Genomic DNA, 11,720 nt, shown 5'->3' with positions numbered 1-11,720 from the left:
CAGGCGCTGACCTGGCCCGACAGCCCCACCGGCGGCCCGAACATGATCCTGGACGACGGTGGCGACGCCACCCTCCTCGTCCACAAGGGCGTCGAATACCAGAAGACCGGCGAGCTCCCGCCCGCCGACAACGAGGAACTCGCCGTCGTCCGCGCCCTGTTGCAGGCCTCCAGCCTGGACTGGACCGCCGTCGCCGGGGACATCCGCGGCGTGACGGAGGAGACCACGACCGGCGTCCACCGCCTGTACGAGATGCAGCGCGACGGTGTGCTGCTCTTCCCGGCGATCAACGTGAACGACGCGGTGACGAAGTCGAAGTTCGACAACAAGTACGGTTGCCGGCACTCGCTGGTGGACGGCATCAACCGTGCGACGGACGTGCTGATCGGCGGCAAGACGGCCGTCGTCTGCGGCTACGGCGATGTGGGCAAGGGCTGCGCCGAGTCGCTGCGCGGCCAGGGTGCCCGCGTCATCGTGACCGAGATCGACCCGATCTGCGCCTTGCAGGCCGCGATGGACGGGTATCAGGTCACGACGCTGGACGAGGTCGTCGACAAGGCCGACATCTTCGTCACCACGACGGGCAACAAGGACATCATCATGGCCTCGGACATGGCCAGGATGAAGCACCAGGCGATCGTGGGCAACATCGGCCACTTCGACAACGAGATCGACATGGCCGGTCTCGCGAAGGTGCCGGGCATCGTGAAGGACGAGGTCAAGCCGCAGGTCCACACGTGGACGTTCCCCGACGGCAAGGTGATCATCGTCCTCTCCGAGGGCCGCCTGCTGAACCTGGGCAACGCCACCGGACACCCGTCGTTCGTGATGTCCAACTCCTTCGCGGACCAGACGCTGGCCCAGATCGAGCTGTTCACCAAGCCCGACGAGTACCCGACCGGCGTGTACGTGCTCCCGAAGCACCTGGACGAGAAGGTCGCCCGGCTCCACCTGGACTCGCTGGGTGTGAAGCTGACCGAGCTTCGTCCGGAGCAGGCCGCGTACATCGGGGTCGAGGTCGAGGGCCCGTACAAGCCGGACCACTACCGCTACTGAGCCGTGCGCCTCACACTCCGTACGACAGCGACGGCGGCCCGCCCCGCGCACCTCGCGCGGGGCTCCGCCAGTGAGTGCAACGCGCACTACCGGCAGCAGGTGGAGCGCGGCGCACGGCACCTGCTGGTCTGCGCCGACCGTCCCACGGGCCTCGGCCAGGACAGCGACGACCCGGCCGCACGGGGAGCTGTGGGCCGGGCGGGCGCGGCGATCGACTCGATCGACGACATGCGCGTCCTGCTGCGCGGCCTGCCGCTGGACGGGATCACCGCCACCCTCGTGGCCGACCTGCCGGGGGCGGCACTGCTGGCGTCCCTGTGGTGCCTGGTGGCGGCGGAGCGCGCCACCGGCGGACGCTGCCGCTTCGAGGTCGCCCTGCGTGCACCGTCCGCCATGTGGCCGCCCCACCCGACGGCGGACGGGCACGGCGAACGGCAGACGGCCCTGCTCCACGCGGTCTGCGCGCCGTACGGCATCCCCGTGCGAGCGGCGTCGCCGGACGACCCGCACGAGGCGTGCCCGCCGGCCCCGCCGTCGTCCGGGACGATCGAGGCGGCCCAGGCCGAACGCCTGGCCAAGCTAAGGGCCTGGCGGTGCGAGGACCGGCTGGACACGGCGCTCACCGCACTGCGGACCTCGGCCGCGGACCCCGTGGACGGACGGACCCGGAGCGCGCTGGCCGACGCCCTGTCCGCGGGCGCCACCTTCGGAGAGGTCTTCGGCGTCCTGCGCGGGGCATGGGGCAGCACGTGCCGGACTCCCATGGCCGCCACCGGAATCGGAGGGTGACCACGGGCGCGGGCGGCGGCCGGCGCAGCACTCCGGAAGCCGGACGGAGGTGCGGGCTCACCCCTCGTACACCGTCAGGACGGCGCCCCCCACCTCGATCCGGCGGCCCGCTCGCAGGCCGCCCGCGCGCAGGGTGCGCAGGCAGGAGTGGAACAGCTCCAGCTCGGACGCGTCCAGGATCGCGGCCGCCAGGTCGAGCAGCTCGCTCACCGCGCCCTCGGTGAGCACCTCGGGCAGCTCACCGGAGAGCAGGACGACCGATTCACCGGCGGGACCCCGGACCACCGCGGTGGCCGGCCCGCCATGCACGAACAACACGTTCCCCCCAAGAGCCCGGGGTCGTGCGGCTGTCGCTCCTCGGGCAGTGACGAGAGACTAGCGGGGTATCCCGGTGGTTTCGGGCGTACTTGCATTTTTTCCGACACTGCCCCGAGCGTGGCGCTCCGTGACCGTGTCGGACGGCTCACTGCTGCGCCGAGCGCCCCAGCAACGACTCCACCAGTGCGGCCACATGGCGCCGGTCGTCGGCCGACAGCTGCTGCACGCTGGCGATGAGCAGGTCCACCTCGGGGTCGGCGGGACGGGCGGCGGCGTCGGGGTCCTGGTCGGACGGGCTGCCGTACACATGGATGCCGCAGGCCTCGGCCGCGGCCCGCCGCACGGTGTCGAGCGGCAGCTCCAGGCCCTTGGCCAGGCCCTCCAGGGTGGTCGCCTGGGGCATGCGGACCACCCGCTCGGTGGTGGCCAGGTGGTGGACGGTGGAGCGGGGCACGCCGCCGCGGCGCGCCACGTCGCCGTAGGACCAGCCATTGCGGTCGAGGCGTTCACGGATCAATTGCTGCAGTGCGTTGCCCACCGGAGGTCACTTCCTGCTTGCCGCTCGACCGAACCGTCCCTGTCGCCGCCGATTCTACGGGCGGGTAGGCGGGCCGCCGAAAGGGTGATTCACCGAACGGGTTGCGGAGTGGTGTCCCGAGGGCCTAGTGTCCAATCTCGTTGGACAGCCCGTCCGACCAAGTTGGACAGAGTCCGGGGGGAACCTGACTCGGTCCGACCGGAAATGCCTATTTCCCGAGGGGGAATCGATCATGATGGACGCCCACGAGCTCGAGGCCGAGTCCGCGGAACTGCTGCCGGGCCGCGAGGCCCTCGGTCGGCTGAAGTTCAGCTTCGGCAAGACCGTCAACGTCACCAAGCACGTCGCGAACATCAGCGCCCACAACGAGTCCGCCGCCCTGAACGACCACTCGTCGTGGTCCGTGGCCGACTCCGGCGCCGCGCAGACCATCAGCGTCACCCAGTAACACTCGCGCCCCACCCCTACCGACACACCACGAAAGGATCTTCATCATGAGCATGGACATGCGCGAGCTGGACGGCGAGTCCGCGGAGCTGCTGCCGGGCCGCGAGGCCCTGGGCCGGCTGAAGTTCAGCTTCGGCAAGACGGTCAACGTGACCAAGCACGTCGCGAACATCAACGCCCACAACGAGTCGGCCGCCGTGAACGACCACTCCGCGTGGTCGGACGCCGAGTCGCAGGCCACTCAGGCGATCACCGTCAAGCAGTAACGGCACCGCCGCGACGACGGGCGCGGGGGCGGACCGCACGAGGCGTGCGGAGCGGTCCGCCCCCGCGGCCTTGCCGGGGGGGAAGCGGTGCGACGTGGGGGGGAGACCACACATGACGGTGCTCGGAGACGGCACCACCACGCTGTACGACACCGGTCCGGTCCCTGGGCCCGGGGGCTGGCCGGTGACGTACGAGCAGGTGACGACCGGCAGCCTGCCGGTCGTGGGAGCGCCGGCACAGCCGGTCCCGCGGCTCAGCGCGGGACTGCGGCTGCACGGCGAGTACCAGGGCTCGGGCTTCACCGAGCCGAAGTACATCGCCCGTCGGGGGGACGGGCAGGTCGTGCAGCTGTCGCGGCTGCTGTACCTGGTGGCGTCGTCCGTCGACGGGATGCGTGACGTCGACACGATCGCCCACCGGGTCAGCGCCCGCTTCGGCCGCGAGGTCAGCGGCGAGAACGTCCGCTACCTGGTGGAGAACAAGCTCGAACCGCTCGGCGTGTGCGTGCCCGAGGGCCAGGAGGACGACGCGGTCGACGCCCCGCGTTCCGACCTGCTGCTCGCCCTCAAGGGCCACCGGGTGATCTTCGACGAACGCCGGACGACGCGGATCGCACGGGCGCTGGCCTGGCTGCACCGGCCGGCGGTCGTCGTGGCCGTCCTGCTCGCCGCCGTCGCCATGGACGTGTGGCTGTTCGGCTTCTTCGGGGCGATCGAACCGGTGCTGGAGGTCCTCGACCAGCCGGTGCTGATCCTGATCGTCTTCGGCCTCACCGTGGCCTCGCTCGTGTTCCACGAGTTCGGCCACGCCTCCGCATGCCGCTACGGCGGGGCCCGGCCCGGGTGCATCGGGTGCGGGCTCTTCCTCATCTGGCCGTCGATGTACACCGACGTCACCGACGTCTACCGGATCTCCCGGGCCGGGCGGATCCGTACCGACCTCGGCGGGGTGTACTTCAACGTCGTCTTCATGCTCGCCATGGCCGGGGCCTACTTCGCCACCGGGGCGCAGTTCTTCCTGGCCGCGGTCTACCTCGGGCACTTCGAGATCCTGGAACAGCTGATGCCGGCCGTCCGCCTGGACGGCTACTACATCCTGGGCGACCTGGCCGGAGTGCCCGACCTCTACGGCAAGATCAAGCCGATCCTGCTCTCCCTGGTACCGGGCGCCAAGGGCCGGGCGGCCCGCACCGAGGTCGCCGGGCTGAAGAAGTCCGCGCGCACCATCGTCGCCACCTGGGTGCTGACGATGGTGCCGCTGATCATCGGCGAGATGGGCTACGCCCTGTGGAACCTGCCCCGGATCCTCACCACGATGGTCCGCTCGCTCACCGAGCAGGTCCTCGGCACGGGGTCGGCGTTCGCGCAGGGGCAGATCGTCGCCGGCCTCGTCGGGGTGATCGGCACGGTCATGCTGCTCTGCCCGATGGCCGGTGTCGTCTACCTCTCCGTCAAGATCGGCGGCCGGCTCGTCCGGGCCGCGAACCGCGCCACGGCCGGACGGCCCGGGCTGCGCCTCGCCCTGTGCGCGCTCGCCCTGGCCGCACTCACGGGGCTCAGCTACGCCTGGGTGTCGGGGGTGACCCCGAAGCCGCTGCCGAAGAGGCCCCCGATCGCGCCGATCCTGCAGCCCGGGGTGTCGACCGAGGAGCCCACGCCACGGGACGCCTCCACTCCGTCCCAGGGCGGTCACGGCGCGAACGGCACCGGCGGTTCCTCCGTCTCGCCGTCGGCGCTGCCGGGGACCGCCGCGTCGGCATCGGGTGCCGCGCCGTCGGGCGGGGCCTCGGCGAGCGTTTCCGTCTCCGCGCCGACGTCGTCGTCCACCGGCACCACGCCCGGTCCGACCGGTACGAAGTCCCGGCCGTCGCAGACCACCCCCGGCGGGTCCACCGCGGCCCCGGGGCAGCCCACCGTCAGCGCCGACCCCGAACCGCCGGCCTCACCGACCCCGTCGGAGAGCGTGCCCGCGTCGCCGCCCGCGAGCCCCACGTCGCCCGCGCCCGGCGAGTCGCCCGCCCCGGCGACGACCTGACCCCACACCCGCCTGACGTCGCGTCGACCGCTCGCCGCGACGGCTACCGCCGAGGGTGTCCCGGGCCGGCCGGCGCAGAACCTCATCAGCAAGACTCATCTCAGGAGACCTCATGAGCAGCCACCGCAAGGCACGCTCCAGTAACCATCTCATCAGCCAACGCGCCCTGCGCATCGGCCTCTTCGCGGCCGGGGTCGCCGGTGTGGCCACGGCCGCGCCGGCCCAGGCGGCGACCGGTGTCGCGCACGCGGCCGTCGCCTCCGACCACGTCTTCAGCCACGCCGACCGGGCCCACCACACCGAGACCCGGGACTCCTTCACCGTCCGCCAGTTCGGCACCGTCAACGCGGTCGGCGTGCGCAACCAGGCCAACGCGGTCTCCGCGGGCTGCTCGGTTGACGACCACTGCCGGTCGGTCGCGCTGTCCTTCCAGATCCTCACGGTCGCCGGGGAGCACACGCACCTCAACGCGTCCAACTACAGCGACGCCGCCAACAAGGAGTGCACCGGCTGCCAGACCCTGGCCGGGGCCTACCAGTTCGTCGTCTCCACCCCCACCGCGTTCAGCCTCGACTCCGCCACCCGCCGGCAGCTCGACGACATCCACCACCGGCTGGACGCGCTGACCCGTTCGAAGCTGCCCGCGGCCGAGCTGAAGTCGCGGGTCGACGGCCTGGCCGGTGAGGTCAGCGCCGTCCTGCGCGACGCCGTGGCCCACGCCCCGAAGGCCAAGGCGCAGCCCTCCGTCACCCTGCACCGCCACCTGGACGGCTGGCCGGGCCACTGACCGAGCCGTGCCGTCGCACACGGCCGCCCGCCGGACCCGGGACCGCCTCTCCCGGGTCCGGCGGGCGGCCCGCACCGGCCCCGCCCCTCGACGCCTCACCCATGGACATCGGTCTGGCAGGCCGAACGGTCCTCCTGCGACATGACGACCCTGCTGGGCGTACACCGGGTTTCCTCTCGGTTAGGTAGCAGATTCGTCATGGAAGGCGATCATCCGTGGCCGGGAATCACTCGTCCGCGTAGCGTGTTGGCCAGCACGGCAGGGGAAAGATCCTCCTCAAGTAGCATCGTCGATCCTTTGCCAATCCATTACGCTTGAGGCCAAGGCTGCGCACGGCAGCCATGGAGGAGTGAGATGAGGAGCAGTAACCCGGTCTTCTCGCGACGGGGGTTCAGCCGCGACGGCGGCTACGCCGGCTTCAACACCGCACCGCAGGCCGGGTACGCACAGGGCAACCCGTACGCGCAGAACCCCTACGCCCAGAACCCGTACGCACAGGGCGGCGTCCAGTACGGCGCCCCGCCGCAGGCCCCGGTCACCACCGACCGGATGACGATGGACGACGTCGTCGTCCGCTCGGCCATCACGCTCGGCACGGTCGCCGTCGGCGCCGTACTCGCCTGGGCGCTGCTGCCGGTCTCCGCCACGAGCTACGGCCTGGCCGTCGGTTCCGCGCTGATCGCGTTCGTCCTGGCGATGGTCCAGAGCTTCAAGCGCACCCCGTCGCCCGCGCTGATCCTCGGGTACGCCGCCTTCGAGGGCGTCTTCCTCGGCGTCATCAGCGAGATGTACAACAGCCGCTGGAGCGGCGCGCCCTTCCAGGCCGTGCTCGGCACCATGGCGGTCTCGGGCGCGACCCTGCTCGTCTACAAGGCGGGCTGGATCCGCGTCACCGCCCGTTACGCCCGCGTCGGGCTCGCCATCGCGATGGCGTTCCTGGTGGTCATGGCGGTCAACCTGCTGCTGGTCGTGTTCGGCGTCGCCGAGAACGGCGGCCTGCGCAGCTTCGGTCCGCTCGGCGCGCTCGTCGGCATCATCGCGATCCTGCTCGGCGCGTTCTTCCTGACCCTCGACTTCAAGCAGATCGAGGACGGCATCGCCTACGGCGCCCCGCGCAACGAGTCCTGGCTCGCCGCGTTCGGCCTCACCGTGACGCTGGTGTGGATCTACCTGGAGATGCTGCGACTGGTGGCGATCTTCACCAACAACGACTAGCCGACGGCACGCACCACCGGCCAACGGCAGAAAAGGGCCCCGGAGTCGCTCCGGGGCCCTTCGTCGTCAGAGCAGCTTGCGGGCCGCCCTCCTGAGGTCGTATTCGTGCACGATCGCCTTCGCGTGGCCGTACGCGAGGTCGTACTCGTGCCGGAGCCAGCTGACCTTCTCCTCGAAGCGGAACAGAGCCGGGCCTTCTTCAACGGTACGCAGCCAGTCGGAGACTTCACGACCGGTGCAGTGGGGGATGCGGGCGAGCAGATTGCGGTGGGTCTCCTCGGAGAAGACTTGGGACATCGGCGCCTCCGAACGCAAAGGGGTTGTAAGCCGGTCCTTCACGTCACGGTGCCTGAGCGTTCGCGTATTGGCAACAGTGCGGCACGTTACGCTCGGCGCGTGGTTGATACGACGCCCTTGACCCAAGCAGTGGATCACTTCGCCGACCGGTTGCGGGCGGCGCCGCAGAGCCGGCTCCAGCGCAGCGCCGCCGCCGAGGCCCTGGCTCTGGCCAGGGAACTCTCCCGGCGGGCCCAGTCGGTGGAAGAGCCCGGCTCCGAGCCCCGGGAGATGCCGGACGCGGGGATGTTCGCCGCGGCGGACCAAATCCTGGTGGCCGCGCACGACTTGGCGGTGGTGCTCAGGAGCGAGGACCAGGTCGCCGAGGCGGTGCGGCTGGTGGAGGAGGCGCGGCAGCGCGCGGGCGTCTGAGCGCGCGCCCTGCCGGTGCCGTCAGAGGGACGCGATGACCCTGTCGGCCAGGATGTAGACCGTGTCCTCGCCGCAGGTGAAGGTGAGGGTGTAGGCGCCGGAGATGCCGGAGCCGCCGAGGAGGTAGGGGGACTCGCCGGCCTGGAGGGCCGCGGCGAGCCGTTCGGCCGTCTCGCGGTGGCCCGGGGTCATGCACAGGGTGGTGCCGTCGGCGAAGACGTAGACGTCGAGGGTGCCGAGGGGGCCCGGTCGCACGTCGGAGAGCTCGACCCGCTCGGCGGCCAGCTGTTCCAGGGTGGTCACGGTGCGCTCGTGGTCGCTGACGGCCGGGGACTGCACCGGGACGAAGTCCGGGTGCGAGGGGTGCCGGCGGCGGGCGGCGGCCAGCTCCGGCGAATCACCGGCGAACTCGTCGGCGTTGTCGGCGGTCGGCTCGGACACCGGCTCCAGACCCGCGAAGTCGCTCTGCCGGGGCAGGAACAGCTCGGTGTCGGGCAGGCCGAGCAGCGTCGGCGCGTCGGAGGCGTCACGGGCCTCCTGCGCGGCCCAGAAGGCACGCGCCTCGGCGAGCTCCCGCTCACGCTCCTCGGCGAGCGCCTCGGCCACCGCGGCGCGTATCTGCTCGGCGTCGGCATGGCTGCGGGCGTTCGGCAGCAGCGCGCGCATCGCGGCCGACTGGTTCTCCGCGAGCTGGGTCTGCAGCTCCGTGAGCTGACGGCGCAGCCTCAGCACGGTGCGCAGGACGGCGACGCCCACGGCGCCCGTGGCGACCGTGGTGAGCAGCAGGGCGATCGGCATGGCGCTCACTGACGTACTCCCAGGTTCAAAGTCGACCCCCGACTTCCTACATCAGCTTGAAGGGCGGACTAACCAGCTGTCAGTGCGTAACATCACGAAACGGACAGGACATTGATTCCGCTCCTTCGTCTCGTGACGCACTGACCCGCGCTGACCTGCGCCGATGTGTGCGGCCAGGGAGATAGGTCACATCCTGGGTGAGATTGGATCACAGAATGGCCCAGAACCCTGGGGTTTACTGGGTTCTGGGCCATTCCATGACGTAAAGTGCCCGATTCGCTACGGTCGGTGGGTCAGCTGAGGCGCTCGATGACCATCGCCATGCCCTGGCCGCCGCCGACGCACATCGTCTCCAGGCCGAACTGCTTGTCGTGCCACTGCAGGGAGTTGATGAGCGTGCCGGTGATGCGGGCGCCGGTCATGCCGAAGGGGTGGCCGACGGCGATGGCGCCGCCGTTGACGTTCAGCCGGTCGATGTCGATGCCGAGGTCCCGGTAGGAGGGGATCACCTGGGCGGCGAAGGCCTCGTTGATCTCGACCAGGTCGATGTCGTCGATGGTCAGGCCGGCCCGGCGCAGGGCCTGCTTGCTCGCCTCGACCGGGCCGAGGCCCATGATCTCGGGGGACAGACCCGAGACGCCGGTGGAGACGATGCGGGCGAGCGGGGTCAGGCCCAGCTCGCGGGCCTTGGTGTCGCTCATGATGACGACGGCGGCGGCGCCGTCGTTGAGCGGGCAGCAGTTGCCTGCGGTGACGAGCCCGTCCGGGCGGAAGACCGGCTTCAGGCCGGAGACGCCCTCCAGGGTGACGCCGGCGCGCGGGCCGTCGTCCTTGCTGACGACCGTGCCGTCGGGGAGCGTCACCGGGGTGATCTCGCGCTCCCAGAAGCCGTTCTTGATGGCCTGTTCGGCGAGGTTCTGCGAGCGCACGCCGAACTCGTCCATGTCCTGGCGGGTGACGCCCTTCCAGCGGGCGAGGTTCTCGGCGGTCTGGCCCATCGAGATGTACGCGTCGGGGATCAGGCCGTCCTCGCGCGGGTCGTGCCAGCCGGAGCCCTCGGACTCGGCCACGGCCGCGGTGCGCGCCTCGGCCTCGGCGAACAGCGGGTTGTGCGTGTCCGGCAGGCCGTCGGAGCTGCCCTTGACGAAGCGGGAGACCGTCTCGACGCCGGCCGAGATGAAGACGTCGCCCTCGCCGGCCTTGATGGCGTGCAGGGCCATGCGGGAGGTCTGCAGCGAGGAGGAGCAGTACCGGGTGACGGTGCAGCCGGGGAGGTGGTCCATGCCCATCTGCACGGCGACGATCCGGCCGAGGTTGTGGCCCTGCTCGCCGCCGGGCAGACCGCAGCCGAGCATCAGGTCGTCGATGTCCTTGGGGTCCAGCTCGGGGACCTTGGCGAGCGCCGCCTGGATGATCGTGGCGGTCAGGTCGTCGGGGCGCAGATCCTTGAGGGAACCCTTGCCGGCGCGGCCGATGGGGGAGCGGGCGGTCGAGACGATGACGGCTTCGGGCATCACGGCTCCATGGGACAGGGAATCGGGCAGGGCCGGTTGGGAAGTTACCGCTCCGTATGGGCCAGGTCACGGGTGTCGTGGTGTGACACTGACCGCAATTTACTAAGCGCTTGCTTGGGAGCCGGCCCGCCGACCGGGTCCCGGCTCCCATCCCAGGGACCGCTCAGACCGAGGGGCGCGCCGGCTCGGCCTCCGGCACCCGGCGCCTGCGCCTGCGCTTGAGCAGCGCCCACGGCCCGCGCGGTCCCGTCGGCATCGCGGCCGTGACCTCGGTACCGGCCTCCGACGCGGCCTCGGCGGCGGCACGGGCGACCGGCAGGAAGCCCTCGCGGCGCGACACGTCCGGCCGCTCCTCCTCCGCCGGCCACAGGCCCAGCGCCGCGCACACCGTGGGCAGCACGGCCATGGCCGCCGTGGCGTACCCCTCCGCCGAGGGGTGGTAGTTGTCGGGGCCGAACAGCTCCCGCGGGTTCGCCTCGAACTCGGGGCCCAGCAGGTCGCCCAGCGACACCGTGCGCCCGCCCTGCTCCACCGCCCCGATGGTCTGGGCCGCGGCCAGCTGCCGCGAGGCCCGCCGGGCCAGCCAGCGCAGCGGCTGCTGCACCGGCTCGATCGTGCCGAGGTCGGGGCAGGTGCCGACCACCACCTCCGCGCCGGCGGTGCGCAGCCGCCGTACCGCCGCCGACAGGTGCCGTACCGAACGGGTCGGCGGCAGCCGGTGCGTCACGTCGTTCGCCCCGATCATGATCACGCAGACGTCGGGGACCGGCCGGGCGGCGGACAGGACCAGGGCGACCTGGCGGTCCAGGTCGTCGGACTGGGCGCCCGGCAGCGCCACGTTCCGCAGCTCCACCGGGCGCTCCGCCACCGCCGCCAGGCCGGACGCGAGGAGCGCGCCCGGTGTCTGGCCCGAGCGGTGCACGCCCTGGCCAGCCGCCGTTGAGTCACCGAGCATGATCAGCCGCAGGGGCGGTTCGCCGGGGACGTCGTACGCGTGGCCGTACACGCCGTCGGCCACCGGCACCCGGCCGCCGGTGCCGTTGCCCACATGGCGGCGGGCCAGCCGCACCTCCGCCAGCAGCAGACCGACGGCGGCCGCGCCGACCAGCCCGACCCCGCCACCGCCGTACGCCGCTCCGGCCGCGATCCGCCGGGCCACTCGCGCCCTCGACATGCTCGTCATGCGTCGCCGCCACCTCCTTGTAGCCGTACATCCACTCCTTGCCCCGTACAGCCCGTGCCCCAATCT

Annotated in this window: 14 protein-coding genes; 8 read left to right on the top strand and 6 right to left on the bottom strand. The window is 71.5% G+C overall.

Annotated elements, in window-relative coordinates:
* Together ACZ7FF_RS38535 and ACZ7FF_RS38530 are read left to right on the top strand one after the other, a co-directional pair.
* Nucleotides 1–1,056 (top strand): adenosylhomocysteinase (locus ACZ7FF_RS38535; protein WP_470818563.1); only part of this gene is annotated, 1,056 nt, incomplete at its 5' end.
* Nucleotides 1,057–1,059: 3 nt separating this feature from the next.
* Nucleotides 1,060–1,845, top strand: a complete 786-nt coding sequence (locus tag ACZ7FF_RS38530; RefSeq protein ID WP_470818562.1) for a methylmalonyl-CoA mutase family protein — start codon at nt 1,060–1,062, stop codon at nt 1,843–1,845.
* A gap of 57 nt (nt 1,846–1,902) precedes the next feature.
* Here the strand turns inward: ACZ7FF_RS38530 and ACZ7FF_RS38525 are convergent, their stop codons facing one another.
* Together ACZ7FF_RS38525 and ACZ7FF_RS38520 are read right to left on the bottom strand one after the other, a co-directional pair.
* Complete coding sequence (locus ACZ7FF_RS38525; RefSeq protein WP_470818560.1) at nt 1,903–2,154, bottom strand: hypothetical protein; 252 nt, start codon at nt 2,152–2,154, stop codon at nt 1,903–1,905.
* Between the two features lie 154 nt (nt 2,155–2,308).
* Nucleotides 2,309–2,701 (bottom strand): helix-turn-helix domain-containing protein, encoded by a 393-nt coding sequence (locus ACZ7FF_RS38520; RefSeq protein ID WP_470818558.1) that lies wholly within the window; start codon nt 2,699–2,701, stop codon nt 2,309–2,311.
* Between the two features lie 232 nt (nt 2,702–2,933).
* Between ACZ7FF_RS38520 and ACZ7FF_RS38515 the strand changes: the two genes are divergently transcribed.
* The 5 genes from ACZ7FF_RS38515 to ACZ7FF_RS38495 all read left to right on the top strand — a co-directional run bounded on the left by ACZ7FF_RS38515 (nt 2,934) and on the right by ACZ7FF_RS38495 (nt 7,451).
* A complete protein-coding gene (locus ACZ7FF_RS38515) occupies nt 2,934–3,149 on the top strand; it encodes a hypothetical protein (RefSeq protein WP_470818556.1) in 216 nt (71 codons plus the stop codon).
* A 46-nt stretch (nt 3,150–3,195) separates the two neighbouring features.
* Entirely contained in the window at nt 3,196–3,414 is a 219-nt protein-coding gene (locus tag ACZ7FF_RS38510; protein WP_470818554.1) for a hypothetical protein, read from the top strand.
* Nucleotides 3,415–3,526: 112 nt separating this feature from the next.
* Entirely contained in the window at nt 3,527–5,449 is a 1,923-nt protein-coding gene (locus ACZ7FF_RS38505; RefSeq protein WP_470818552.1) for a zinc metalloprotease, read from the top strand.
* Nucleotides 5,450–5,561: 112 nt separating this feature from the next.
* On the top strand, nt 5,562–6,236 hold the full coding sequence (locus tag ACZ7FF_RS38500) for a hypothetical protein (protein WP_470818551.1): 675 nt from the start codon (nt 5,562–5,564) through the stop codon (nt 6,234–6,236).
* A gap of 354 nt (nt 6,237–6,590) precedes the next feature.
* Nucleotides 6,591–7,451, top strand: a complete 861-nt coding sequence (locus tag ACZ7FF_RS38495; RefSeq protein ID WP_470818549.1) for a Bax inhibitor-1/YccA family protein — start codon at nt 6,591–6,593, stop codon at nt 7,449–7,451.
* 66 nt (nt 7,452–7,517) lie between these two features.
* Here ACZ7FF_RS38495 and ACZ7FF_RS38490 read toward each other — a convergent pair whose 3' ends face one another.
* Nucleotides 7,518–7,748, bottom strand: a complete 231-nt coding sequence (locus ACZ7FF_RS38490; RefSeq protein ID WP_452966040.1) for a DUF4287 domain-containing protein — start codon at nt 7,746–7,748, stop codon at nt 7,518–7,520.
* A gap of 129 nt (nt 7,749–7,877) precedes the next feature.
* Between ACZ7FF_RS38490 and ACZ7FF_RS38485 the strand changes: the two genes are divergently transcribed.
* Nucleotides 7,878–8,159: a hypothetical protein gene (locus ACZ7FF_RS38485; protein WP_470818570.1), complete on the top strand. Its 282-nt coding sequence runs from the start codon at nt 7,878–7,880 to the stop codon at nt 8,157–8,159.
* 21 nt (nt 8,160–8,180) lie between these two features.
* Here ACZ7FF_RS38485 and ACZ7FF_RS38480 read toward each other — a convergent pair whose 3' ends face one another.
* From ACZ7FF_RS38480 to ACZ7FF_RS38470, 3 genes are all read right to left on the bottom strand, one after another.
* A complete protein-coding gene (locus ACZ7FF_RS38480) occupies nt 8,181–8,966 on the bottom strand; it encodes a hypothetical protein (RefSeq protein WP_470818547.1) in 786 nt (261 codons plus the stop codon).
* 284 nt (nt 8,967–9,250) lie between these two features.
* Complete coding sequence (locus ACZ7FF_RS38475) at nt 9,251–10,471, bottom strand: acetyl-CoA C-acetyltransferase (protein ID WP_470818545.1); 1,221 nt, start codon at nt 10,469–10,471, stop codon at nt 9,251–9,253.
* A 163-nt stretch (nt 10,472–10,634) separates the two neighbouring features.
* Nucleotides 10,635–11,654 carry an SGNH/GDSL hydrolase family protein gene (locus ACZ7FF_RS38470; RefSeq protein WP_470818543.1) on the bottom strand — a complete coding sequence of 340 codons (1,020 nt, stop codon included), beginning with the start codon at nt 11,652–11,654 and terminating at the stop codon, nt 10,635–10,637.
* Nucleotides 11,655–11,720 lie beyond the last annotated feature (66 nt).

It is taken from the genome of Streptomyces sp. NPDC037126 (genome assembly GCF_055605965.1).
This window is presented reverse-complemented; position numbering and strand designations above follow the sequence as displayed.